Below are 22,700 nucleotides of genomic sequence, written 5' to 3'. Positions count from 1 at the left end.
GTGCCTATCGCCCCTTCCACTCCGGCTTCGGCTTCTTGTTCACGAACGCATCAATGCCGGCCTGCGCGTCCTCTCGCTGCAGGGCGCCCGCCATGAAGTCCGTCGCGTAGGCGTAGGCCTGCTCGACGGTCATCTCCACGTGCTTGCGGAACATCGCCTTGCCGGAAGCGATCTGCTGCGGCGGCTGGGCGGCGATATGGTCGGCCAGCGCCTTGGTCTCGCGGTCGAGGTCGGCCGCCGGCACGACGCGGCTCACCAGACCGTCGCGCAGCGCCGTGGCGGCGTCGACGAACTGGCCGGTGAGCAGCATGTCGAGCGCGCGCTTGGGGCCGATAGTGCGGCCGACCGCGACCGAGGGCGTGCCGCAGAACAGCCCGTTGATGATGCCGGAGGTCGCGAAGGTCGCCGTGTTCGAAGCGACCGCGAGGTCGCAGGCGGCGACGAGCTGGCAGCCGGCGGCGGTGGCGACAGCCTTGACCTTGGCGATCACCGGCTGGGGGAGGCGGCCGATCGACAGCATCATCGCCGAGCAGCGCGTCATCAGATCGTGATGAACGGCATAGTCGCGGCTCGCGGCGACCTCGCGCAGGTCGTGGCCGGTCGAGAAGGCGCGATCGCCCTGCGCCTCGATCACCACGCAGCGGATGCCGGTGTCCCTGGCCAGCCTGTCGAGTTCCGCTTGCAGCGCGTCTATAAGATCGCCGGAGAGGGCGTTCATGGCGTGCGGTCGATTGAGCGTGAGGAAGGCGACGCGGCCCTCGTCGCGGCGCAGCAGGACGGGTTCGTTGGAGGCGGCGGTCATGGCGGCAGTCTATGGGAAGAGGGCAGGTGCGTCATGCCGGTGATGTCGCCAGCCGAGTTGATGGATTTCCTGGCCGAGCACTTCCCGCAGGCCGCCCATCTCGGGCTGGCCATCGAGCATCTCGACGACAAGACCATCCGGCTGCGCCTGCCGACACACGAGCGGCATCTGCGGCCGGGCGGCACGATCTCGGGCCCGACGCTGATGTGGCTGGTCGATTGCGGCTTCTATCTCCTGATCCTGGGCCAACTGGGGCCGGTGGCGCTCGCGGTCACGACCAACCTCAACATCAACTTCATGCGTAAGCCGGAGCCGGCCGATCTGATCGGGGAGGGGCGCCTGATGAAGCTCGGCAAGACGCTGGCGGTCGGCGACTTCACGATCTGGAGCGACGGCAAGCCCGACCCCGTGGCACACGCCACCGTGACATATGCCATACCGCCCAAGGTTTAGCCCGGAGGTATTATAATACCGCGATTGTAAGTTGTTGAAATCATGAGAGTTTTTCCGGCGATTTGACAAGCTTCGAGTCTCTCCCCATAAGCGCGCGCTCATTGGAAGAAAGACTCATGCAAGCTCTCACCCACCAGACTGCCAGTATCAAGACTGCCGAAGTGCAGAAGAAGTGGTTTCTGATCGACGCCGACGGGCTGGTCCTCGGCCGGCTCGCCTCGATCATCGCCATGCGCCTGCGCGGCAAGCACAAGCCGATGTTCACGCCGCACATCGATTGCGGTGACAACATCGTCGTGATCAACGCCGAGAAGGTGCGCCTCACGGGCCGTAAGGCCGAGCGCGAAGTCTTCTACTGGCACACCGGTCATCCCGGCGGAATCAAGGGCGAGACCCTGGGCAAGCGCCTCGAAGGCCGCTTCCCGGAGCGCGTCCTGATCAAGGCCGTCGAGCGCATGATCACCCGCGGCCCGCTCGGCCGGGCGCAGATGAAGAACCTGCGCGTCTACGCCGGACCGAACCACGAGCAGGAGGCCCAGCAGCCCGAGAAGCTCGACATCGCCGCAATGAACCGCAAGAACTCGAGGATCGGCTAACATGGCTACCGAACTTTCGTCATTTGCCGAACTGAAGAAGGCCCCGACGGTCGACCAGGCCCCGGGCGCACCGCGCGAGAAGGAAATCGATGCGCAGGGCCGTGCCTATGCCACGGGCCGCCGCAAGAACGCGGTCGCCCGCGTCTGGGTCAAGCCCGGCACCGGCAAGATCACCATCAACGGCCGCGATCAGACGATCTACTTCGCGCGTCCCACGCAGCGGATGATGATCCAGCAGCCGTTCGACGTGACCCAGCGTAACGGCCAGTTCGACGTCGTCGCCACGGTTTCCGGCGGTGGTCTGTCGGGCCAGGCGGGCGCCGTGCGTCACGGCATCTCGCAGGCGCTCACCAAGTTCGAGCCCGGCCTGCGCGGCAGCGTCAAGGCTGCCGGCTTCCTCACCCGCGACAGCCGCGTGGTCGAGCGCAAGAAGTACGGCCGCGCCGGTGCGCGTCGCCGCTTCCAGTTCTCGAAGCGCTAAACCCGCGTTTCCGATATCTTCGAAGGGCGCCTCAGGGCGCCCTTCGTTTGTCTGGAGTGTCGATCCGATGTCCGGTCTCATCGTGCCCTTCAACGGTTTCGTGCCGCAGGTCCACAGCACGGCTTTCGTAGCGCCCAACGCGACACTGATCGGCGAAGTCGAGATCGCCGCTAACTGCAGCATCTGGTTCGGCGCCGTGCTGCGCGGCGACGGGCCGGGCATCAGGGTCGGCGAGAACTCCAACATTCAGGACGGCACCGTGATCCACATTGCCGCGCGCGGTGTCGGTACGGTGGTTGGCCGCAACGTCACGGTCGGGCACCTGGCGCTGCTGCATGCCTGCGAGGTCCAGGACGACGCCTTCATCGGCATGCACTCGACGGTGCTCGACGAGGCAGTGGTCGAGACGGGGGCCATGGTCGCGGCCGGCGCGGTGGTGACGCCGCGCAAGATCGTCCGCAAGGGTGAGCTGTGGGCGGGAAATCCTGCCGTGAAGATGAGGGACATCACCGAGAAGGATATCGAGTCCTTCCGACGGTCTGCGGCTGCCTACGTCCGGCTCGGACAGGCCTACAGGGGGGAGCGCCCCAAAGCGGCGGAGTAGGGCGCGGCACGAGCGCGCGTCGCGGAACTCGGCGCGCTCCGTGGGCGTTCGTCGCGCATGCACTCACTTCTAGTCCCGTCGATCTTCCTCCTGCTCATCGCCGCGGCGATGGCTGCGTCTGCCGCATTTGCACAGGTTCCTCCCAGCAAGGCGCGTTGCGATCAGTTGATCAAATACTTCGACTACTATGGCCAGAGTCGCGGCGAAGGGTCGACCGACGGTGCGCGAAACATGATCCGCATCGGCGCGCGCAGCGATTGCGACAAGGGCGACTATGGCACCGGGATTGCGATCGTGGAAAAACTTCTTCGCGACAAGAAGATGGGCATCCCCGGGCCTGACTGGAAACGCTAGGCGCCCGACCGCACCTTAACGTAACTGCCGGGAGCATCCTCGATGGCCGGCAATCCGCCTGCACCCGGCACGCGCGCCGGAACTTTCGGACCGGACAGGGCCGATAGCCACTTGTCCCAGTCGTGCCACCAGGAGCCCGGGAATTCCTTGGCGCCCGCCTGCCATTCGGCGAGGGTGGGCGGGTTCTTGTCGGTCTCGTTCAGCCAGTGCTGGTACTTCTTGTTGCGGGGCGGATTGACCACGCCCGCAATATGCCCGGATCCGGCCAGCATGAAGCGCACGGGCCCACTGTAGATCTGCGTTGCCTTGTACGCCGAGCGTGAGGGCGCGATATGGTCCTCCTTGCCGGCCTGGATGTAGATCGGAATCGTCACCTTGCGAAGGTCGATCGGCACGTCGTCGACCACGATGCCGCCCTGCTGGCTGAGCAGGTTCTTCTGATACATGTTGCGAAGATAGTAGCTGTGCAGGGCGGCCGGCATGCGCGTGGCGTCCGCGTTCCAGTACAGCAGGTCGAAGGGGAACGGGTCCTTGCCCATCAGGTAGTTGTTCACGACGAACGACCAGATGAGATCGTTGGCGCGCAGCATGTTGAAGGTCGTCGCCATCTCACTGCCCTCGAGATAGCCCTTCTTGCCCATCATATCCTCGACGCTCGCGAGCTGGTCCTCGTCGATGAACACGCCGAGTTCGCCGGGCTCGCTGAAGTCCACCTGGGCCGTGAAGAAGGTACAGGCCACAATCCGGTCGTCGTTGCGGGCGGCCATGTAGGCGAGCGTCGCGGCCATCAGCGTGCCGCCGATGCAGTAGCCGATCGCCGAGGCCTTGGGCTGCCCGGTGGCCTTCTCGATGGCGTCCAGCGCCGCCAGCGGGCCGCGCTTCATGTAGTCCTCGAACACCATCTTAGCGAGCTGTTCGTCGGGGTTGACCCAGGAGATCACGAAAACCGTGTAGCCCTGCTCGGTCGCCCACTTGATGAACGAGTTCTCGGGCTTGAGGTCGAGGATGTAGAACTTGTTGATCCAGGGCGGCACGATCAGCAGCGGCACCTCGTGGACCTCCTCGGTCGCCGGCGCATACTGGATCAGCTGCATGATCTCGTTCTGGTAGACGACCTTGCCCGGCGTGGTGGCGATGTTCTCGCCGACCTTGAAGGCGTCCATGTCGGTCTGGCGGATCGCGAGCTGGCCTTTGCCGCGCTCGAGGTCGGCCAGCAGGTTCTGGAGGCCCTTCAGCAGGTTCTCCCCCTTGGACTCGACCGTGGCCTTCACCACCTGCGGATTGGTTAGCGCGAAATTCGACGGCGACACGGCATCGATGAACTGGCGCGTGTAGAAGTCGACCTTGCGCGCGGTTTTGTCGTCGACCCCCTCGACCTGCTTGATCGTGCCCTGCAGCCAGCGCGCCGTGAGCAGATAGGATTGCTTCAAATAGTCGAAGACGACCTCGTCCTTCCAGGCCGGGGCGTTGAAACGCTTGTCGCCGCGCGCGGGCTCGGCCACCGGCTCGACCGTCTGGCCCATCATGCGCTGGGCGGTGACCTGCCAGAGCTTCATGTACTGCTGCCAGAGTTCGACCTGGGCCTGAACCAGACGGTTCGGGTCGGCCAGCATCTTGGCCGTGAAGTCCATGAAGGTCTGGGTGAGGTGAAGCGGGTCGACCGACTGGCCTTCGGACTGGTAGCGCTGGGAAAAATCCTGGAGGAGTTTCTGGCTGCGCGTCGCGATATCCTTGAAGGCCTCCTGGAGCTTCTCGGATTCCTCCGCAGAGAGGCCGCCGAGGGCTGCGGGGGCGGGCGTATCGGACATGCTTTTCCCCTTCTGAATCATTGCCTTTTTAGCGTTTCTTGCGATAAATCCACGGTCACGGTACCATAAATGGTACCAGACTCGACCGCTACCTGACTGTGATAGGTAGGCTGCGACAACTGACGGGTCAAATTTCCTCCCGGTCTCCGCTAAACAGGCGGAAATCGGGCCAAGCGTACACAGCGGGTGATGACGATGCAGCGACACCAGGACACGAACGGCAGCGGTCGCTGGCTCGGCCTGCTTGGCGTGTCTGCACTTGCCTTGCTGGCCGGCTGCGACTGGATCGACGGCGGCACGCCGGTCGGTCCGCCGCCGCGGCCTGGTGTCGAACGCAACGTGCCGCCCTCCGCCAGCCTTCCGCCGCCACCCGCCAACCAGCAATACGATGCCGGCGTTGCCGTCGAGGAGCGCAACGCGCCCGCAATCGGGTCGGTCGTCGCGGGCAAGGGCGGGCAGAAGGCTCAAAAAGAGACCATGGAGAAGGAGCAGGCGGAGCGTGACCGCAAGGCGCGCGAGGAGCGCCTGGAGCGCGAGGCCGTCGAGAAGGAGGCGAAGGACAAGGAAACGCGCGACGGTCCCGCGCCGACCTCCGCCCCAGTCGGCGCACCGCCGATCGGCGCCGGCACGATCACCTCCGATCAGCCGCCGGTCTCCGCGCCGGTACCGCCGCCGGGCCCTGTCACCGCAGCCCCCATCGCGCCTCCGTCCGCTGCGCCGGAACCGGTCGCGCCGGTGGCAGCGCCTGCCACCGTTCCGCCACCTGCGGCCCCGGCAACGCCCGCCGACCCGAACAAGGCCTTCACGCCACCGCCGGACTGGGCTCCGCCGGCGGCGCCGACCTCACCTGCCGATCCCAACAAGGCGGAAACGGCGCCGATGGGCGGGCCGGCATACCTGAAGAAAACGGTGCTGCGTCGCACCGACGGTGTCATCGCCTCCTAGGTGCCCAAGGAAGAACGACATGGACGACTCCGAATTTCACCGGCTGAAGCGCCTGCCGCCCTATGTGTTCGCGGAAGTGAACGCGATGAAGGCGCGAGCTCGCGGCGCCGGTCAGGACGTCATCGACCTCGGCATGGGCAACCCCGACCTGCCGACCGCCCCGCACATCGTGGCCAAGCTCGCCGAGGCCGCTGCCAATCCGCGCGCCCACGGCTACTCGGCCTCGCGCGGCATTCCCGGCCTGCGCAAGGCGCAGGCGGCCTATTATGCGCGCCGCTTCGGGGTTGAGCTGGATCCGGAAAGCGAGATCATCGTCACCTTGGGATCTAAGGAGGGGCTGGCCAACCTGGCTCAGGCGATCACCTCGCCCGGGGACACCGTGCTGGTACCAAACCCCAGCTACCCGATCCATCCCTACGGCTTCATCATCGCCGGAGGTTCGGTGCGCCACATTCCGGTGCCGGGCTCGACCTCGATCGACGATTTCCTGCCGGCGCTCGAACGTGCGGTGCGGCATGCGGTACCGAAACCCCTGGCACTGGTGTTGAACTATCCGTCGAACCCAACGGCGCAGGTCGTCGATCTCGATTTCTATGCAGCCATCGTCGATTTCTGCAAACGCCAGGGCATCTGGATCCTGTCCGATCTCGCCTATGCCGAGATCTATTTCGACGGCGTGCCGCCGCCGTCAGTGCTGCAGGTACCGGGCGCACGCGACATCGCCATCGAGTTCACCTCGATGAGCAAGACCTACTCGATGGCCGGCTGGCGCATGGGGTTCGCGGCTGGCAACAAGACCCTCATCCAGGCGCTGACCCGCATCAAGTCCTACCTCGACTACGGCGCCTTCACGCCGATCCAGGTGGCGGCGACGGCGGCGCTGAACGGGCCGCAGGACTGTATCGAGGAGGCGCGCAACACCTACAGGGAGCGCCGCGACGTGCTGATCGAGGGGCTGAAGGGCGCGGGCTGGGACCTGCCGTCGCCGTCGGCCAGCATGTTTGCCTGGGCGCCGCTGCCCAAGGACTTCGCCGAGCTGGGCTCGCTGGCCTTCTCGAAGCTGCTGCTGACCCAGGCCAACGTGGCCCTGTCGCCCGGCATCGGCTTCGGCGAGCACGGCGACGCGCACGTCCGCATCGCGCTCGTCGAAAACAAGCACCGTATCCGGCAGGCCGTGCGCAATATCCGCCAGGTGCTGGCCGATCCGGGGAGGTCGATCGATCTCTACCTGCGCGGTGTTGGGGACAACATCACACCGATCAAGGCTCGCGCCTGACCCTATCCTGTCGTATCAGGCGCCCATGAAATCTCCTCTCAGGATCGGCATCGCCGGGCTCGGCACCGTGGGTGCAGGCGTGGTGAAGCTGCTGGCCGAACATGGCCGGCTTCTCGCGTTGCGTGGTGGACGGCCGCTCAAGGTCGTCGCCGTCAGCGCCCGCAGCAAGGCGAAGAAGCGCGACATCGATCTCACCGGGCTGCGCTGGGAGAAGGATCCGATGGCGCTCGCGACCGCGCCCGACATCGACGTCGTGGTCGAGCTCATCGGCGGCTCGGGAGGCGTGGCCCGTCGGCTGGTGCAGAAGGCGCTTGCCTCGGGCAAGCACGTCGTCACCGCCAACAAGGCGCTGCTGGCGCTGCACGGCGCGGAACTCGCGGCGGCGGCCGAGAAGAAGCAATCCATCCTCGCCTTCGAAGCGGCGGTGGCCGGCGGCATCCCGATCATCAAGGCGCTGCGCGAGGGCCTGGTTGGCAATCGCGTGAAGCGGCTCTACGGAATCCTCAACGGCACCTGCAACTACATCCTGACGACCATGCGCGAGACCGGCCGCGACTTCGATGTCGTGCTGGCCGAGGCGCAGGCGGCGGGATATGCCGAGGCCGATCCCACGTTCGACGTCGACGGCATCGACGCCGCCCACAAGCTCGCGGTCCTCACCGGAGCGGCCTTCGGCGCGCGAGTCGACTTTGCCGGCGTGCACGTCGAGGGCATCCGCCGTGTCACGTCGATGGACATCCAGTTCGCGCAGGAACTCGGCTACCGCATCAAGCTGCTGGGACTGGCGCGCGAGACGCGTCACGGCATCGAGCAGCGCGTGCATCCCTGCATGGTTTCGCTCGACACGCCGATCGCGCATATCGAGGGCGTGTTCAACGCCGTCGTGGTCGAGGGCGATTTCGTCGGCACGACGATGTTCCAGGGCCGCGGCGCCGGCCAGGGGCCGACAGCCTCCGCCGTCGTGGCTGATCTCGTCGACGTGGCGCGCGGGCGGCATATGCCGGCTTTCGTCGTGCCAGCCGACCGGCTTGCGATCAAGAAGGCATCGCCCATCGATCGCCATGTCGGCGCCTACTACATGCGCCTGATGGTACAGGATCGGCCGGGCGTGATTGCCGCCGTGTCCGGCGCGCTTGCCAAGGAACGGATCTCTCTCGAATCGATGCTGCAGCGTGGCCGTTCGGAGTCGGGCGAGGTGCCGGTGGTGCTGACCACACATGAGACCGAAGAGGCTGCGATGCGGCGCGCCCTGGCGCGCATCACGAAGCTCGGTGCTGTCGCCGAGGAGCCTTGCGTCATCAGGATCGAGACGTTCTAGAGGGCGCCGGTAGGCGCCGCGGAGGGAAAATGGCCGACACGAAAGAGCAGACCGGAAAGATGGATCGCAACCTCGCGCTGGAAGCGGTGCGGGTGACAGAGGCGGCGGCCCTCGCGGCCTCCAAGCTGATGGGGCGCGGCGACGAGAAGATGGCCGACCAGGCCGCGGTCGACGCCATGCGGACCACGCTCAATTCGCTGGCCATCGAAGGCACCGTCGTGATCGGTGAGGGCGAGCGCGACGAGGCGCCCATGCTCTACATCGGCGAGAAGGTCGGCATGGGCGGTGGTCCGAAGATCGACATCGCCCTCGATCCGCTCGAAGGCACGACCATCACCGCCAAGGGACTGCCCAATTCGCTCGCCGTCATGGCGATGGCCGAGCATGGCGGGTTCCTCAATGCGCCCGACGTCTACATGGACAAGATCGCCGTCGGCGGCGGCCTGCCCGAGGGCATCGTCGATCTCGACAAGAGCGTGGCGGAGAACCTGAAGGACCTGGCGAAGGCCAAGAAGGTCGACGTCAACGACCTCGTCGTCTGCATTCTCGATCGCCCGCGTCACTCCGACCTGATCGCCAAGGTGCGCGCCGCCGGCGCCCGTATCATGCTGATCGGCGACGGCGACGTGTCGGGCGTGATCGCCACTTCGACCGGCGATTCCGGCATCGACATCTACATGGGGTCGGGCGGCGCGCCGGAAGGCGTGTTGGCGGCCGCGGCGCTGCGCGCCATCGGCGGCCAGATCCAGGGCCGGCTGCTGTTCCGCAACGACGACGAGAAGGCCCGCGCCAAGAAGTGGGGCATCACAGACCTCAACCGCAAATACTCGATGACCGACATGGCCAAGGGCGACGTCATGTTCGCGGCCACGGGCGTGACCTCGGGGTCGATGCTGAAGGGCGTGCGCCGCTTCCACAACGGCGCCGAGACGCATTCGATCGTCATGCGGTCGAAGACCGGCACCGTGCGCTGGGTGTCGGCGCATCACAATTTCTCGGTGAAGACCGGCCTGCCGAGCTGGGCGTAAGCCCGGCACTGCCGGCCGGCGTCCCGAAGCGGGGCCACCGCGCTTTGGGCTAGGATGGCCGCATGTCCGACTCTTCAAGGATCGAGCGCCCGGCATTTCTGGGCGTCGAACGCTCGCTGACGGGAAAGCGCTGGGCCACGCGGCTCGGCGACGAGCGCCAGGCGCTGGCGATCGCCCAGCGCCACGGCCTGCCCGACGCGATCTGCCGCCTCCTGGCGGCGCGCGATGTCGGCCTCGAATCGGTCGCTGACTTCCTCGAGCCGACCCTGCGGACGTTCCTGCCCGACCCGTCGCATCTCATGGACATGGACGCCGCGGTTGACCGCCTCGTGCGGGCCGTCCGGACGGGCGAGCGCATCGTGGTGTTCGGGGACTATGACGTAGACGGTGCCACCTCGTCGGCCCTGCTGCTGCGCTTCTTCCGCGCCGTCGGCGGCACTATCGGCGTCTATATCCCGGACCGCCGCAAGGAGGGTTACGGCCCCAACGCACCGGCGCTGCTGAGGATCAGGGAGGAGGGCGCCTCCGTCGTCGTCACGGTCGATTGCGGCATCACCGCCTTCGAGCCGCTGAGCGAGGCGCGGCGCTGTGGTCTCGATCTCATCGTGATCGACCATCATATGGCGGAGATTGCGCTGCCCGACGCCGTGGCCGTGGTCGATCCGAACCGGCTCGACGACGAGAGCCCGCACAAGCATCTCGCCGCCGTGGGCGTCGCCTTCCTGCTCTGCGTGGGCGTCAATCGCGCGCTGCGGCAGGCGGGCTGGTACGGCAGCTCGCGGCCCGAGCCCGACCTGCGGCAATGGCTGGATCTCGTGGCCCTGGGTACGGTGTGCGACGTTGTCCCCTTGCTCGGCGTCAATCGGGCCCTGGTGAAGGCCGGCCTCCAGGTGATGGCGCAGCGGCGCAATGCCGGGCTGTCGGCGCTGGCCGACGTGGCGCGCATGAAGGAGGCGCCGGAGGCTTATCATCTCGGATTCCTGCTGGGGCCCCGGGTCAATGCCGGCGGCCGGGTCGGCCAGGCCGACCTGGGTGCACGCCTGCTGTCGAGCGACGATCCGCACGAAGTCGGGGCGCTGGCGGTGCGGCTCGACGAGTTCAACGCCGAGCGCCGCGCCATCGAGCGCGACGTTCTGGACCAGGCGATCACGCGGATCGACGGTCTTTACGGGCCGGAGGGGAAGGACCTGCCGTCGGTGCTGGTGGTCGAGAGCGAGGGCTGGCATGTCGGCGTGATCGGCATCGTGGCCAGCCGCCTCGTCGAGCGCTATGCGCGCCCGGCCTTCGTGATCGGCATGGACGGCGCCATGGGCAAGGGGTCGGGACGCTCGGTCCGCGGCGTCGATCTCGGCGCGGCGGTGATCGCGGCGCGCCAGGCGGGCCTACTGGTGAACGGCGGCGGCCATGCGATGGCGGCCGGTCTGACGGTGGCGCGCGATTCCCTGGCCGAGCTCGCGCGCTTCCTGGACGAGCGGATCGCCCCGCAACTGGGGGCCGCACCGCCAGTCCGTGAACTGGGGATCGATGCCGCGCTGGCGCCGTCGGCAGCCACGTCGGAATTGGTCTCGATGATCGAGCGCGTCGGTCCGTTCGGCGCCGGCAATGCGCAGCCGCGTTTCGCGTTGACCGGGGTGCGGGTGAGCTTCGCCCAGCCGGTCGGGGAGGGGCATGTTCGCTGCACCCTGGTCGGCGCCGAGCGTGGCCGGGTCGACGCCATCGCCTTCCGGGCAGGCCAGAGTGCCCTGGGACCGGCCCTGCTCGATTCTGCGCGGCCCGTGCTTCATGTGGCCGGCGCGCTCAAAATCGACCGGTTCGGCGGCCGTGAGACGGTCCGCCTGCAGATCGACGATGCCGCGACGACCGCAGGCTCTGTGCTCGCTTGATTTCTGGCGTTCAAGCCGGTATCTCAGCCGCTCTTCGGCTTCGTTCCCTTCGTCTAGAGGCCTAGGACACTGCCCTTTCACGGCGGCGACACGGGTTCGAATCCCGTAGGGAACGCCAGCGCCTGCTGGACCGACTACCCCCACAAGACAATCGATCTCGAATCATCTTATTGCCCGCCGGGCCGTGCTATTTTGCGCCGCACGGAGTGGGATTGGCGGTTCTGTCGGAGATGTTCGTTGATCCGAATTTGCAGAGTTCGTTTCTCGCTGAGCCCTCCAGCGTTCCAGCGGCCTGGGTTTGGCTTGTGGCTCGTGGCGGCGAGCCTGATCTTGCAGTCGTGCGCCCCCGGTTCCCGCGACGACTCAGCTTCAGTGGCTGACAAATTCTTCCGGCAGGTCGCCCATGAAATTTCTCCGGCGCTCTATGCCAGGCTCGACCCGCCCCCGATCGCTCGCGGCCGCAACAACTCCGTTGCCCTCGTCTTTCTCGAAGGAGGCGTTCGACCTCCGACTGCCACATGTGGCGCGGACCTCAAGGCCGGGCTGGAAAAGCAACTAACGATGCTCGCGGCGCGGACACGCATCGGTCTGCGATTGACGACCAACGTGGACGAGGCGGCCGTTGTCGTCGCGATCGGCGACACGTTTCAGGAACCCAGGATCAAGAATTCATCGTTGGATGCACTCATGAGTGCGCGGCAAGGAGGGGACGATGCGACATCGACATATGACTGGAACTTCGGTGTTCCGGGCTACTCGTCGCCGGATTTCCTCGAAGGGGTATTTGCAAACTCCAACAATCGGTTGATCTTTGGAGTTCTCTCGATCAACTGGATGGTTACATCGCGCGGCGTCGAAACCGAACAATGTTCATTCGACTTCATTGTCCGCCTCGCGCGGCTCTATTCCCTGGCCTTGAACGATAATTTCCGCTCGGAATATTCGCATGCGTGGCGTGCGGCGCGTATGCGCACTGGCCTGAGCGCCTACGAAGTGCCGAATACCGGGCTGGAGGAACATCTCGGGCTCTATTTTTGCGCGCAGTTTGTCAGTGCGGCGGAACTGGCGGAGTGCTCCGCCCAGGCTCTCAAATTGATGACCAACACGTCTCGCTGACGCCGCTCCATTTTCATCTTGGGTGTCGGGGAAGAGCGCGATTCTCATTATACCCACGATTCGAATCTGAACGGTGGGCACGCTAGAGGCGTCCGGGCAAGGTCCTTTGACCTAAGTCAACACGAGGGACGATGGGAACGCGCACAATGGTTCCGCCAACGGGAGACAGTGTGATGCGGACGATCGTCCTCTTGATTGCCCTGGCAGGCATGACCTGCGGATGTGACCAGTTCGACAATATGTCGTCAGGCCAGAAGGGAGCCGTGACCGGTGCTGCCCTCGGGACAGGGATTGGCCTCGTATCGGGCGGAAGCTTCGGTCAGGTGGTGGGCGCCGGCCTGATCGGCGGCGCCGTCGGCTATATCGGCGGCAGCGCCATCGGCAACAATTAGCGAGTGGGGAGCGATCAAATGAGAACCGGAATGTTTGCCGCGTCGATCACGATCGCCGTTCTCATGTGTGGAGCCGCTGCGGTCGTCGCGCAAACCCAGGGATTGACCTTCGACCGGGCCGCTTATGTCACCTGCCGGGAAGCCCATGCCATGCCCCGAGGCCAGCGCATCGCGCTGGCGGAGTTCCTGGCCGACCATGCCGCGGGGCATCGCGGCGTGACGATCCCCGACGGCGAGCAGGGAGCCCAGCTCGCCCGTCTCGTTCAGGGCGGCTGTACGATCGCTCCCGACGCCTATCTCTTCGTCGTGATCGATCGCGCCGTCACCGCCGAATCGAGCAAGCTCCCGAAGCGTTGACCAAGCGGCGCAAGCGCCCGGCCGGCCCTCCATCCAGTTAGCCAATTCCCTCGCGGCGGCGGTTTGATGTCGGTCAAAGACAGGCGTCTCTGCCTGACCAAGTCTGGTGCGGTGGCTTGCTCCCGGTGGCCGGCGAAGATCCGGGGAAGGACGCCATTCGAGTGAGGGACCTTATGTCGACGAAGGAAAGCGGCGCGGGAACGGAAAGGCTCAAGCGCAAGATCTACGAGAAGGAGCTGCGCGACCTGCAGGTCGAACTCTGCCGGTTGCAGGACTGGATCAAGGCCTCCGGCGAGCGCGTGGTCATCGTGCTGGAGGGGCGTGACGCGGCCGGCAAGGGCGGAACGATCAAGGCTCTGACCGAGCGCGTAAGTCCGCGCGTGTTCCGCGTCGTTGCGCTGCCGGCCCCGTCGGACCGGGACAAGACGCAGATGTACATCCAACGCTTTGTCGAGCATTTCCCGGCCGGCGGGGAAATCGTGATCTTCGACCGCAGCTGGTACAACCGCGCCGGCGTCGAATACGTGATGGGATTCTGCACGTCCGAGCAGCATCAGCGCTTCCTCGAACTCTGCCCCGTCTTCGAGAAGTTCGTCGTCGAGGGGGGATTGCGGCTGATCAAGATCTGGCTCGAGGTCGGTCAGGAGGAACAGGACCGCCGCTTCAGGGCACGGATCGAAGACCCGCTCCGCCAGTGGAAACTGAGCCCGATGGACATCCAGTCCTACTCGCGCTGGTACGACTACTCGCGGGCGCGCGACCTGATGTTCGAACACACCGATACCGATCATGCGCCCTGGCATATCGTCCGTTCGGACGACAAGAAACGGGCGCGCCTGAATACGATCGCGCATATCCTGGCGCAGATTCCCTACGAGAAGGTCGATCGCGCCAGGGTGAGGCTGCCGCGGCGCTCGGAGAAGAGGGCCTATGACGACATGGCCTCGATCGCCGACCGTCGCCACGTCGCGCGGAAGTTCTAGGCACGTCACCAATCCCAGGATCGAAGGAGACGAGAATGTCGAAGCTGCTGAGCGTCAGGGAACTGCATATGAAGATGGCCGAGGTCGAGAGTGCCAAGGCCTCGGCCGCGCTGAAGGCGCATGAAACAGCCGAAGCGGAGAAGAAGGCATTCATCGACCATCTGCTGGGACCGTCGGGACTGACCGAGGAGCAGGCAAGCGAGAAGGCTTCGATCATGATCGAGCGCGCGATGGCCAATGGCCTCACCTCGGTCCAGGTCCTTCGCTTCCCCAATCACATCTGCACCGACGGCGGCCGGGCGATCAACCAGGTCGAAGAAGGCTGGGAGAACACCCTCACCGGTATTCCGAAGGAGATCTACCAGTACTGGAAGAACAAGCTGCGCCCGCTGGGCTACCACATCCGCTATCACATCGTGGACTATCCGGGCGGCATGCCCGGCGACGTCGCCATTACGCTAAGCTGGGGGTGATCCTGCGAAGGACGGGGAGCCCGGCCTACCGCCGCGCATACGAGTCGGAACCGGCGCGTAGGCGGGGCGTGCCATTTTCCTCGTAGACGAGAACCCACTCGACCCCGAGGCGGCCCTCGTTGAAGTAGCCGGTCCACGACGTGATCGACGCGCAATCCACCGACGCGTTCTTCCAGCGCACGGTATAGGAGATGCGCGCGCCGTCCATCCAGCCGACGATGGGGAACGTCACACCGGCGCATTTGTAGCCGGGGGCGTTGTTGGCGTAGGTCCCGCTGACGCTTCCGTCGGCGCCGACCGACTGGATCACCAGCACGGAGCCGTGATCGTTCGCCCAGGTGCCCGTGACTGCGGGCGTCTGGGCGGCAGATTGTTGTGACGGCAGACAGAGTGCAGCCATCAGGGCAAGTCCAAGGATCGACGCGAGACGCTTAGTCATCTAGGTTCCGGCAAATGATTGCAGGCGTCCAATGCAGCCCATCCCGGCCTGTCTTTCCAGTGAAAACCAGGGCACCGGCGCATTTTAAAACATGACCGCTCCCCTAACCAATCGCTGGGCGCAGCTCGTGGCCGGCATCGTCTGCATGGTGATGATCTCGAGCCTCCAGCATGGCTGGACGCTGTTCGTCCATCCCATCAACGTGAAGTACGAATGGGGCCGGGCGGCCATCCAGGTCGCCTTCACGATCTTCATCCTGAGTGAAACCTGGCTCGTTCCGTTCGAGGGCTGGGTCGTCGACAGATTCGGTCCGCTCCCGGTGGCCCTCACCGGCGGCCTGCTGGTCGCCATCGCCTGGAGCCTGAACTCGGTCGCCGATTCCCTGCCGCTGCTCTATCTCGGCGCCGCGCTCGGTGGCATCGGTGCGGGCTGCGTCTACGGCACGTGTCTCGGCAACGCCTTGAAGTGGTTTCCCGACCGCCGCGGCCTCGCTGCGGGTCTCACGGTCGCGGGCTACGGGATCGGCTCGGCGATCACCATTATCCCGATGCACCATACGATCGACCACTATGGCTACGAGGCGGCCTTTCTCTGGTTCGGCCTGGGGCAGGGAATCCTGGTCTGTCTCGCGGCGCTGGCGCTGCGAAAGCCGGAGGCCGACGCTCTGGCCACGATCCACGAACGGCTGCCCCATGCCCGGCACGACCACACACCGCGCGAAGTGCTGCGCTCGCCGCTCTTCTGGGTGCTGTTCGTGATGTCGCTGCTGGTGACCTCGGCCGGGCTGACCTTCACTGCGAACCTGGCCGGCATCGCCCGCAGCTTCCAGGTGGCGGACGTGCCGGTCAGTATGATGGGCCTGACCCTGCCGGCGCTCACCTTCGCACTTGCGCTCGACAGGGTGACCAACGGCATCGCGCGGCCGCTTTGCGGCTGGCTCTCGGATTATATCGGGCGCGAAACCACGATGTTCCTCGCTTTCACGATGGGTGCCCTGAGCATCCTGGCCTTCGCCCGGTGGGGACACGATCCGGTGATGTTCGTGCTGCTGGCCAGCCTGGTGTTCTTCGCCTGGGGGGAGGTGGCCAGCCTCTTTCCAGCCACCTGCACCGACTATTTCGGCTCGGGCTACGCCACCACCAATGCCGGCATGCTGCATACGGCAAAAGGCTTCGCCGCCATGCTGGTGCCGCTGTCGGACACGCTAGTGCGTGCGACGGGCGACTGGCAAATGGTTTTCGCGATCGCCGTCGGCGCCAATGCGGTCGCGGCTCTTCTGGGGATCGCCGTGCTTCGGCCGATGCGGGCGGCGTGGCTGCGCCGCGAATAGCCCTATTCGGCCTTCAGCAGGCCGCTCTTCTGCAGCTCGTCGATCGCCGCATCTTCCTTTTGCAGGAAGCTGGTGAGCTGCTGCGGCGTGAGCGCCTCGGTCTCGGCGCCTAGATCGTTCAGCTTCTCTCTCACGGCGGGGTCGGAGAGTGCGCCGGCCACCGCATCGTTCAGCTTCTTCACGATCTCGGGCGGCGTGCCCACCGGCGCCATGAGGACGATGGGGGTCGTGCTGGCGTAATCCTTGACGCCCATCTCCTGGAGGGTCGGCGTGTCGGGAAGCTGGCCAGCGCGGCGGGCGGTCGTCACGACGATGACCCGGAGGCGTCCACCGCGCACATGACCGATCGAGGCGGGTACCTGGTCGATGACGGCGTCGATCTGGCCGGCCAGCAGGTCGTTCAACGCCAGGCCGTTGCTCTTGTACGGGATGATGTTGAAGCGCACGTCGAGTGCCTTCTGAAGCTGCAGCAATGCCAGATGATTTGTACTGCCGTTGCCGGGATGACCGATCGTGAGCTTGCCCGGATTGGCGCGCAGGTAGGCCAGCATTGCGGGCCAGTCGCGGATCGGGTTGTTGGCGTTGACCACGATATCCATCGGCGACGTGCTGAGCAACGCGACCGGCGCGAAGCTCGCCAAGGTGTAGGGCGGCTTGCCGCCGGTCATACGCGGGCTCACGAGGAAGGTGCCGGTCGAGCCCAAGACCAGCGAGTATCCGTCGGGCACGGATTTCGCGACCGCCTCGGCGCCGATCGCGCCGCCGGCCCCACCGCGATTCTCGACGATCACCTGCTGACCCAGCCGCTTGGCCAACGCCTCGGCGAAGAGGCGGCCCGTGAGATCTGCATTACCTCCTGGTGCGAACGGCACGACGAGCCGGATGGGCTTGTCGGGATAGGCGGCCTGCGCGAAGGCGTGGCCGGCGGGCAAGGCCGCCAGCAGCATCGTGATCGTCGTGCGTCGCGTGACCGACTTCATGTCGTGAAACCTCCCGTTACCGTCTAGTGTTGCCGCATGATAACCGGGGGCAGGCTGGGTGCACGCGCCGTCATCGTCGGAGCCGGTATTGCAGGCCTCGCGGCAGCGGCTGCGCTCGCATCGTTCTTCGAAACAGTAGAAGTCTGGGACAAGGACGAGCTGCCACGCGGACCGCGTCCGCGAAAGGGTATTCCGCAGGACCTGCAGGTGCATATTCTGCTGAAGGGCGGTGAACTCGGTCTCGAGCGTTTGATACCCGGCACACGCGCAGCATTGCTGCAGGCGGGCGCCACCGAGGTGCGGCAGAGCCGGGACGTCTCGATCTGGGAGCGCGATTCCTGGCAGGCGACGCGGGACCTGGGCTACAGCCAGCTCATGATGAGCCGCCCCGCTCTGGAGTTCATGCTCCGGCAGCAGGTGCTGAAGCTCGGCAATGTCGCGATCCGCGATCGCAGCCCTGTCGAGGTGCTGCCGTCCGATGCCGACCTGACGGTGATCGCAACCGGCCGGGGCGACAGGCTGCTGGCGGGTATCGAAGTGCCGGAGACCATGCTTGGCCTCGAGGTGAACTACAGCTCGGCGCGCTTCGCCAAGCCAGCGTGCTTCCGCGGCGAGGGGCGCTTCATCGCCTGCATCCCCAAGCCGCCGGACGATCGTTACGGGCTGGTCTGTCCGGTCGAGAATGACGAGTGGCTGATCACCCTGAGCAGTCGCTTCGACAACCGCGTGCCGGACGATCTGGAGGGTTTCAGGGCCTATGCCGCGGCGCTGCCGGTGCCCGACATTGCCGAGCGGCTGCGCGAGGCCGTGCCCCTGACGCCGGTGCATCGCTACCGCATCGCCGAGGCGCGGTGGCGGCACTATGACCGGGCAGCAGGACTGCCGCCGCGGGTGCTGCCGATCGGCGACTGTATCTCGAACTTCAACCCGACCTTCGGTCAGGGGATGTCGGTCGCCGCCGGACATGCCGTCGCCCTGCGCGATGTTCTAGCGGAAACCTCGGACCTAGACGCGATTGCCGCGGTCTACCTGCCGCGGGCCGCCGAGGTCAGCCGCCAGGCCTGGTCGCTGGCGGCGATGGCCGATCTCGAATATCCGCGCACCGTGGGCGAACGCCCGGCCCGGTTCGAGCAGATGGTCCAGGGAAGCGAGGCAATGCGCCGGGCGGCGGTGATGCATCCCGAAGTTCATCTCCTGCGCTTCGAGATCGGCAATCTGCTGAAGCCGGATTCGGCAGTGCGCAGCGGCCCGGCCGCGCGGCTCGTGGTCCGCGAGATGGCGCGAGCGGGACGGTGATCCCGTGAGCCGGGAAGCCACGCCCGTATCGTTCAAATAGGTCGGAGGAAAAGACCAATACGTAATATTGTTGCGATGGCCGCATCTGCTTCGAGGGTGCGACACCGGCTTCGGTTGTTTCGTTTATTGCGTTTATTTCGTTTAGGCGTCCGGATTCCGGACCTTTCAGCGCGCGGCTACAGGCGATTGCGCGCCGTGCAGCGGCATTTGTCGACCTGATGCAGTTCGACCATGTTGCCGCACGGATCGTTGAGGAAGAGCTGCAACGAGTCCGGACTGGTGAGGCCTTCGATCGCCCAGTACTGCACGCCCAGTCGCTCCAGCTCCTTGCGGCTCTCGACGATGTCGGCCCCGGCCAGGGCGATGTGTGGCAAGGTCGGATCCTTGCCCGGTCCCTTCGCCACGGGCGAGGGCTGGTTCCCTCCGAACAGATGGATCTGGCCGACTTCGCCGACGTTGATCCATAGTCCCGGGATCCCGGGAATGGTCGGGCGGCCCTGGTCGCGATGCAGGCCCAGCACGTCGCTGTAGAAACTCGCCGTATCCTCGAGCTTTTCCGCGCCGGTATCGAGCCGGTAGCCGGTGTGATGGATCTCCAAGACCTTGATGGCCATCGTCGTTTCCTCCGTTATTTTCTGGCGCGCCGGCCGATCAGCAGGATCAGCGGGATCGCCATCGCCGAGGCCGCCGTATAGAGGCCGAAGGCGTTGATGTAGCCGATCATCGCCGCCTGCCGATTGATTTCCTTCGACAGTTTCGCAAGCCCCGATACGGTTTCGTAGTCCCAGCCGCCGGTCACCCAGGGCAGGGCGAGCGACTTGTTGTAGGGGTTCACCAGCTCGACCATGCGACTGTAGTTGGTGCTGGTCGCCCGCACGATTTCGGCGACGCAGATCGAGATGAAGAAGCTGGAGCCGATGTTGCGCAGCAGGTGATAGACCGCGGTGCCCTCGGCCAGGTTCGCCCCGCTCATGTTCGAGAAGGTGACGAGGGTGAGCGGCACCCAGATGACGCCCACGGCAATGCCCTGCAGCAGACTATTGAGCATCAGCGTGTTCATGTCGACGTTGAGATCGATCGCCATCAGCCAGACGCCGGACAGGGTCTGCAACAGGAAGCCTGCGATCAGGCCGATGCGCGGATCCATGCGGCCCACGAAGATCGCGAGGAAGAAGCCGATGGTGGCGCCGACGCCGCGCGCCGCGATGACTTCGCCGATCAGGGAATCGGGGAAGCCGGCATGCTGCTGCAGGAGCGGCGGCAGCAGCACCATCGGCGTGAAGTTCAGCATGCCGTAGATCAGCACGAGGACGAGGCCGATCGCGTAGTTGCGGTCGAGCAGGAGCTTCAGGTTCAGAAACGGCCGCTCGGCCGTGAGGCTGTGGGCGAGGAAGATCCAGAACGAGACGACGGCGACGAAAGCCTCGATCTGGATCTCGGCCGACTCGAACCAGTCGAGGCGCTGGCCTCGCGACAGGACGAGCTGGACGCAGGCGATGGCGATCGAGAGCGAGAGGAATCCGGTCCAGTCGAGCCGGGCCTGACCGGTCGGCCGGTCATAGGGCAGGGTGAGACGCAGCCCGGCGAACGACAGCACGCCGACGGGCACGATCATATAGAAGGCCCAGCGCCAGCTGTAGATCTCCGACAGCATGCTGCCGACGGTGGGACCGATCACCGGCCCGATGACCACGGCCATGCCGAAGATCGAGGTCACGAGCCCCTGCTGCCGCTTGGGAAAGGTGTCGAGCAGGATGGTCTGCGACAGCGGGATCACCGGTGCGCCCAGGGCGCCCTGCAGCACCCGCCACAGGATCAGGCTCTCGAGCGAATCGGCGAGGCCGCACATCAGGGTGGTGAGCGTGAACGCCAGCACCGACCAGATCATGGTCTCGCGGCGGCCGAAGCGCGCCGTCAGCCAGCCGGTCATGGGCGTCGCGACGGCGGTTGCCAGGATGTTGAAGGTCATGGCCCAGGCGATCTCGTCCTGAGTGGCCGACATGGTGCCCTGCATCTGCGGCAGCAGGGTCGAGGCAATGAGCAAGGTGGTCGCGTAGAGGGTCGAACCCAGGACCACCATGACGAGAATCAGGATTCGCCTGCCGAGCGAGGTTTCGGTCTCGGCGGCTGGCGGGGCGGCGTCGGCGGTGGTCGCGCTTGAACTCATGGCCTGGGCTATTGTAGCCTAGACAACAATCTCGAGCGAGCAGCCTTGGGCCCGGACGACGACGAATATATCGGCTACGTGCTATCGGACGTTGCGCGCCTGATCCGCACCGTGTTCGACCGGCGCGTGCGTGACATCGGCCTGACCCGCGCCCAGTGGCTGGTGCTGACGCGGCTCTATCGCCGTCCCGGCGCCAGCCAGACCGAACTCGCCGACATGCTGGAGATCGACCGCGCCAGTGCCGGCCGCATGATCGACCGTATGCAGAAGAACGGCTGGGTCGAGCGGCGCGCCGACAGCGAGGACCGCCGCATCAACCGCCTGTATCTGACGGCCGACGCACACCGCGCCCACAAGGACATGTGGACGATCGCCGAGACCACGGTTGACGACGCGCTGGCGCCGCTTTCTTCCACCGAGCGCGAACAGTTCACGCGCCTGGCGGCGCGGGTGAAGGGCCAGCTCCAGTCGATGGCGGGAGCCCACGGTACATGAGCCGGCGCCCGGTCCCCGTCCTGCGGCTGGTGCTGCTGTTTGCGGTACCGTTGCTGGCGGCCGGCGGGGCGGGTTGGTGGTGGCTTTCGGGTGGCCGCTACGTCTCCACCGACAATGCCTATGTGAAGGCGCATATCGTCCAGATCGCGCCGGAAGTCTCCGGGCAGGTCCGGCGAGTCCTCGCCCGGGATCATGCCTCCGTCGAGGCGGGCGCCCAGCTGTTCACCATCGAGTCCCGGCCGTTCCGGCTGGCGCTCGACAGTGCCGAGGCCGAACTCGATTCCGCGCGCGCCCATGTCGAGAACCTGCGGGGCATCTGGCGGGAGGCGGTCGCCGAACTGGCCGCCGCCGAAGCCCGCGCCGATTATTTCCAGCGGCAGGCCCAGCGCCAGGAAGAGCTCGCATCGAAAGGCGTGGCCTCCGCCAGCAAGCGCGACGAATCGCAGAACGATGCAAGCGCGGCAGCGGATCGCGTGGCGACGGCGCGGGAGAAGCTGCGGCGCGTGCTGGCGGCGCTGAACGGCGATCCGCAGCTTGCCGTAGAGGCGCATCCGCTGGTGCGGGAAAAGGCGGCGGCGCGCGAGCGGGCGGCGCTCGATCTCGCCCGCACGACGATACGTGCCCCGGTCGATGGCGTGGTCGTCAACATGCGGCTGCAGCAGGGCGAGCTGGTCAGGGCGGCGACGCCGCTCTTCTCGCTGGTCGTCCTGAGTCGGCCCTGGGTCGAGGCGAACTTCAAGGAGACCGAGCTCACCCATGTGAGGGTCGGCCAGAAGGCCACCGTAATGCTGGACACCTATCCCGACGTGACCTGGGAGGCGCTGGTGGAAAGCGTGAGTCCGGCAACGGGAGCTGAGTTCGCGATCCTGCCGCCGCAGAACGCCAGCGGGAACTGGGTCAAGGTCGTGCAGCGTCTGCCGGTGAAACTACGGTTGCTGCCCCATGTCGGCGAACCGCCGCTGCGCGCCGGCATGACCGCGACCGTGAAGATCGACACCGGCCGCCAGCGCGATCTGACGAACCTGTTGGGCGGCACGAAGGAGGCCCCGCCGGCCTCCGCGTCCCCGCCCCACGACGTCACCGCGCAGTCGAAATAGTCTCATAGGAGCGCGCCACTCCAGTGG

25 protein-coding genes and 1 tRNA gene are annotated in these 22,700 nt (G+C 65.9%); 20 read left to right on the top strand and 6 right to left on the bottom strand.

Features of this window, described 5'->3' with window-relative positions; all coding sequences use genetic code 11:
- Nucleotides 1-4 precede the first annotated feature (4 nt).
- Nucleotides 5-802 carry an enoyl-CoA hydratase gene (locus ACT6UX_RS12855; RefSeq protein ID WP_444775554.1) on the bottom strand — a complete coding sequence of 266 codons (798 nt, stop codon included), beginning with the start codon at nt 800-802 and terminating at the stop codon, nt 5-7.
- Nucleotides 803-835: 33 nt separating this feature from the next.
- On the opposite strand from ACT6UX_RS12855, the gene ACT6UX_RS12850 reads away from it, so the two are divergent.
- The 5 genes from ACT6UX_RS12850 to ACT6UX_RS12830 all read left to right on the top strand — a co-directional run bounded on the left by ACT6UX_RS12850 (nt 836) and on the right by ACT6UX_RS12830 (nt 3,290).
- A complete protein-coding gene (locus ACT6UX_RS12850) occupies nt 836-1,255 on the top strand; it encodes a PaaI family thioesterase (RefSeq protein ID WP_444775553.1) in 420 nt (139 codons plus the stop codon).
- 116 nt (nt 1,256-1,371) lie between these two features.
- Nucleotides 1,372-1,851: a 50S ribosomal protein L13 gene (rplM, locus tag ACT6UX_RS12845; RefSeq protein ID WP_298305309.1), complete on the top strand. Its 480-nt coding sequence runs from the start codon at nt 1,372-1,374 to the stop codon at nt 1,849-1,851.
- Nucleotide 1,852: 1 nt separating this feature from the next.
- Nucleotides 1,853-2,332, top strand: coding sequence for a 30S ribosomal protein S9 (rpsI, locus tag ACT6UX_RS12840; protein WP_298305312.1), 480 nt, complete (start codon nt 1,853-1,855; stop codon nt 2,330-2,332).
- A 67-nt stretch (nt 2,333-2,399) separates the two neighbouring features.
- Nucleotides 2,400-2,936 carry a gamma carbonic anhydrase family protein gene (locus tag ACT6UX_RS12835; RefSeq protein ID WP_444775552.1) on the top strand — a complete coding sequence of 179 codons (537 nt, stop codon included), beginning with the start codon at nt 2,400-2,402 and terminating at the stop codon, nt 2,934-2,936.
- A gap of 57 nt (nt 2,937-2,993) precedes the next feature.
- Nucleotides 2,994-3,290 carry a hypothetical protein gene (locus ACT6UX_RS12830; RefSeq protein ID WP_444775551.1) on the top strand — a complete coding sequence of 99 codons (297 nt, stop codon included), beginning with the start codon at nt 2,994-2,996 and terminating at the stop codon, nt 3,288-3,290.
- Here the strand turns inward: ACT6UX_RS12830 and ACT6UX_RS12825 are convergent.
- Entirely contained in the window at nt 3,287-5,098 is a 1,812-nt protein-coding gene (locus ACT6UX_RS12825) for a PHA/PHB synthase family protein (RefSeq protein WP_444775550.1), read from the bottom strand. The two genes, ACT6UX_RS12830 and ACT6UX_RS12825, sit on opposite strands and share 4 nt — an antisense overlap.
- A 195-nt stretch (nt 5,099-5,293) precedes the next feature.
- On the opposite strand from ACT6UX_RS12825, the gene ACT6UX_RS12820 reads away from it, so the two are divergent.
- The 11 genes from ACT6UX_RS12820 (at nt 5,294) to ACT6UX_RS12770 (ending at nt 14,869) form a co-directional block, all read left to right on the top strand.
- On the top strand, nt 5,294-6,043 hold the full coding sequence (locus ACT6UX_RS12820; protein ID WP_444775549.1) for a hypothetical protein: 750 nt from the start codon (nt 5,294-5,296) through the stop codon (nt 6,041-6,043).
- Nucleotides 6,044-6,062: 19 nt separating this feature from the next.
- Nucleotides 6,063-7,319: an LL-diaminopimelate aminotransferase gene (locus ACT6UX_RS12815; RefSeq protein WP_444775548.1), complete on the top strand. Its 1,257-nt coding sequence runs from the start codon at nt 6,063-6,065 to the stop codon at nt 7,317-7,319.
- A 25-nt stretch (nt 7,320-7,344) separates the two neighbouring features.
- Nucleotides 7,345-8,637, top strand: a complete 1,293-nt coding sequence (locus ACT6UX_RS12810; RefSeq protein WP_444775547.1) for a homoserine dehydrogenase — start codon at nt 7,345-7,347, stop codon at nt 8,635-8,637.
- Nucleotides 8,638-8,666: 29 nt separating this feature from the next.
- Entirely contained in the window at nt 8,667-9,665 is a 999-nt protein-coding gene (gene glpX, locus ACT6UX_RS12805) for a class II fructose-bisphosphatase (RefSeq protein ID WP_428682747.1), read from the top strand.
- 62 nt (nt 9,666-9,727) lie between these two features.
- Entirely contained in the window at nt 9,728-11,548 is a 1,821-nt protein-coding gene (recJ, locus tag ACT6UX_RS12800) for a single-stranded-DNA-specific exonuclease RecJ (protein ID WP_444775546.1), read from the top strand.
- 42 nt (nt 11,549-11,590) lie between these two features.
- Nucleotides 11,591-11,666 (top strand) — tRNA-Glu (locus tag ACT6UX_RS12795).
- 254 nt (nt 11,667-11,920) lie between these two features.
- Nucleotides 11,921-12,664, top strand: a complete 744-nt coding sequence (locus ACT6UX_RS12790; RefSeq protein WP_444775545.1) for a hypothetical protein — start codon at nt 11,921-11,923, stop codon at nt 12,662-12,664.
- A gap of 173 nt (nt 12,665-12,837) precedes the next feature.
- Entirely contained in the window at nt 12,838-13,056 is a 219-nt protein-coding gene (locus tag ACT6UX_RS12785) for a hypothetical protein (protein ID WP_444775544.1), read from the top strand.
- Nucleotides 13,057-13,074: 18 nt separating this feature from the next.
- Nucleotides 13,075-13,413 carry a hypothetical protein gene (locus tag ACT6UX_RS12780; protein ID WP_444775543.1) on the top strand — a complete coding sequence of 113 codons (339 nt, stop codon included), beginning with the start codon at nt 13,075-13,077 and terminating at the stop codon, nt 13,411-13,413.
- Between the two features lie 173 nt (nt 13,414-13,586).
- A complete protein-coding gene (gene ppk2 / locus ACT6UX_RS12775) occupies nt 13,587-14,396 on the top strand; it encodes a polyphosphate kinase 2 (protein WP_444775542.1) in 810 nt (269 codons plus the stop codon).
- A 35-nt stretch (nt 14,397-14,431) separates the two neighbouring features.
- On the top strand, nt 14,432-14,869 hold the full coding sequence (locus ACT6UX_RS12770; protein WP_444775541.1) for a hypothetical protein: 438 nt from the start codon (nt 14,432-14,434) through the stop codon (nt 14,867-14,869).
- A 25-nt stretch (nt 14,870-14,894) separates the two neighbouring features.
- On the opposite strand, the gene ACT6UX_RS12765 is transcribed toward ACT6UX_RS12770, so the two are convergent.
- Nucleotides 14,895-15,308 carry an avidin/streptavidin family protein gene (locus ACT6UX_RS12765; RefSeq protein ID WP_444775540.1) on the bottom strand — a complete coding sequence of 138 codons (414 nt, stop codon included), beginning with the start codon at nt 15,306-15,308 and terminating at the stop codon, nt 14,895-14,897.
- Between the two features lie 91 nt (nt 15,309-15,399).
- Between ACT6UX_RS12765 and oxlT the strand changes: the two genes are divergently transcribed.
- On the top strand, nt 15,400-16,638 hold the full coding sequence (gene oxlT / locus ACT6UX_RS12760; RefSeq protein WP_444775539.1) for an oxalate/formate MFS antiporter: 1,239 nt from the start codon (nt 15,400-15,402) through the stop codon (nt 16,636-16,638).
- A 2-nt stretch (nt 16,639-16,640) separates the two neighbouring features.
- Here the strand turns inward: oxlT and ACT6UX_RS12755 are convergent, their stop codons facing one another.
- A complete protein-coding gene (locus ACT6UX_RS12755) occupies nt 16,641-17,618 on the bottom strand; it encodes a Bug family tripartite tricarboxylate transporter substrate binding protein (RefSeq protein ID WP_444775538.1) in 978 nt (325 codons plus the stop codon).
- A gap of 36 nt (nt 17,619-17,654) precedes the next feature.
- On the opposite strand from ACT6UX_RS12755, the gene ACT6UX_RS12750 reads away from it, so the two are divergent.
- Nucleotides 17,655-18,914: an NAD(P)-binding protein gene (locus tag ACT6UX_RS12750; RefSeq protein WP_444775537.1), complete on the top strand. Its 1,260-nt coding sequence runs from the start codon at nt 17,655-17,657 to the stop codon at nt 18,912-18,914.
- Nucleotides 18,915-19,090: 176 nt separating this feature from the next.
- Here the strand turns inward: ACT6UX_RS12750 and ACT6UX_RS12745 are convergent, their stop codons facing one another.
- Together ACT6UX_RS12745 and ACT6UX_RS12740 are read right to left on the bottom strand one after the other, a co-directional pair.
- Complete coding sequence (locus ACT6UX_RS12745; protein ID WP_444775536.1) at nt 19,091-19,528, bottom strand: VOC family protein; 438 nt, start codon at nt 19,526-19,528, stop codon at nt 19,091-19,093.
- Between the two features lie 14 nt (nt 19,529-19,542).
- On the bottom strand, nt 19,543-21,081 hold the full coding sequence (locus ACT6UX_RS12740) for a DHA2 family efflux MFS transporter permease subunit (protein WP_444775535.1): 1,539 nt from the start codon (nt 21,079-21,081) through the stop codon (nt 19,543-19,545).
- A gap of 45 nt (nt 21,082-21,126) precedes the next feature.
- On the opposite strand from ACT6UX_RS12740, the gene ACT6UX_RS12735 reads away from it, so the two are divergent.
- Both ACT6UX_RS12735 and ACT6UX_RS12730 read left to right on the top strand, forming a co-directional pair.
- Nucleotides 21,127-21,576, top strand: a complete 450-nt coding sequence (locus ACT6UX_RS12735; RefSeq protein WP_444775534.1) for a MarR family winged helix-turn-helix transcriptional regulator — start codon at nt 21,127-21,129, stop codon at nt 21,574-21,576.
- Nucleotides 21,573-22,673, top strand: coding sequence for an HlyD family secretion protein (locus ACT6UX_RS12730; protein WP_444775533.1), 1,101 nt, complete (start codon nt 21,573-21,575; stop codon nt 22,671-22,673). The genes ACT6UX_RS12735 and ACT6UX_RS12730 overlap by 4 nt, the downstream gene beginning before the upstream one ends.
- Nucleotides 22,674-22,700 lie beyond the last annotated feature (27 nt).

The organism is Reyranella sp. (assembly GCF_052439685.1).
Taxonomy (GTDB): Bacteria; Pseudomonadota; Alphaproteobacteria; order Reyranellales; family Reyranellaceae; genus Reyranella.
Note: the sequence above shows the minus strand (reverse complement) of the source record. Positions and strands in the feature narration are given on the sequence as shown.

Coding starts and splice junctions, on each gene's coding strand:
- ACT6UX_RS12770 (WP_444775541.1), top strand. CDS start 14,432: ATGTCGAAGCTGCTGAGCGTCAGGGAACTGCATATGAAGATGGCCGAG.
- recJ (WP_444775546.1), top strand. CDS start 9,728: ATGTCCGACTCTTCAAGGATCGAGCGCCCGGCATTTCTGGGCGTCGAA.
- ACT6UX_RS12765 (WP_444775540.1), bottom strand. CDS start 15,308: ATGACTAAGCGTCTCGCGTCGATCCTTGGACTTGCCCTGATGGCTGCA.
- rplM (WP_298305309.1), top strand. CDS start 1,372: ATGCAAGCTCTCACCCACCAGACTGCCAGTATCAAGACTGCCGAAGTG.
- ACT6UX_RS12855 (WP_444775554.1), bottom strand. CDS start 802: ATGACCGCCGCCTCCAACGAACCCGTCCTGCTGCGCCGCGACGAGGGC.
- ACT6UX_RS12815 (WP_444775548.1), top strand. CDS start 6,063: ATGGACGACTCCGAATTTCACCGGCTGAAGCGCCTGCCGCCCTATGTG.
- ACT6UX_RS12730 (WP_444775533.1), top strand. CDS start 21,573: ATGAGCCGGCGCCCGGTCCCCGTCCTGCGGCTGGTGCTGCTGTTTGCG.
- ACT6UX_RS12830 (WP_444775551.1), top strand. CDS start 2,994: ATGCACTCACTTCTAGTCCCGTCGATCTTCCTCCTGCTCATCGCCGCG.
- ppk2 (WP_444775542.1), top strand. CDS start 13,587: ATGTCGACGAAGGAAAGCGGCGCGGGAACGGAAAGGCTCAAGCGCAAG.
- ACT6UX_RS12825 (WP_444775550.1), bottom strand. CDS start 5,098: ATGTCCGATACGCCCGCCCCCGCAGCCCTCGGCGGCCTCTCTGCGGAG.
- oxlT (WP_444775539.1), top strand. CDS start 15,400: ATGACCGCTCCCCTAACCAATCGCTGGGCGCAGCTCGTGGCCGGCATC.
- glpX (WP_428682747.1), top strand. CDS start 8,667: ATGGCCGACACGAAAGAGCAGACCGGAAAGATGGATCGCAACCTCGCG.
- ACT6UX_RS12810 (WP_444775547.1), top strand. CDS start 7,345: ATGAAATCTCCTCTCAGGATCGGCATCGCCGGGCTCGGCACCGTGGGT.
- ACT6UX_RS12750 (WP_444775537.1), top strand. CDS start 17,655: ATGATAACCGGGGGCAGGCTGGGTGCACGCGCCGTCATCGTCGGAGCC.
- ACT6UX_RS12755 (WP_444775538.1), bottom strand. CDS start 17,618: ATGAAGTCGGTCACGCGACGCACGACGATCACGATGCTGCTGGCGGCC.
- ACT6UX_RS12740 (WP_444775535.1), bottom strand. CDS start 21,081: ATGAGTTCAAGCGCGACCACCGCCGACGCCGCCCCGCCAGCCGCCGAG.
- ACT6UX_RS12850 (WP_444775553.1), top strand. CDS start 836: ATGCCGGTGATGTCGCCAGCCGAGTTGATGGATTTCCTGGCCGAGCAC.
- ACT6UX_RS12820 (WP_444775549.1), top strand. CDS start 5,294: ATGCAGCGACACCAGGACACGAACGGCAGCGGTCGCTGGCTCGGCCTG.
- ACT6UX_RS12835 (WP_444775552.1), top strand. CDS start 2,400: ATGTCCGGTCTCATCGTGCCCTTCAACGGTTTCGTGCCGCAGGTCCAC.
- ACT6UX_RS12785 (WP_444775544.1), top strand. CDS start 12,838: ATGCGGACGATCGTCCTCTTGATTGCCCTGGCAGGCATGACCTGCGGA.
- ACT6UX_RS12780 (WP_444775543.1), top strand. CDS start 13,075: ATGAGAACCGGAATGTTTGCCGCGTCGATCACGATCGCCGTTCTCATG.
- rpsI (WP_298305312.1), top strand. CDS start 1,853: ATGGCTACCGAACTTTCGTCATTTGCCGAACTGAAGAAGGCCCCGACG.
- ACT6UX_RS12745 (WP_444775536.1), bottom strand. CDS start 19,528: ATGGCCATCAAGGTCTTGGAGATCCATCACACCGGCTACCGGCTCGAT.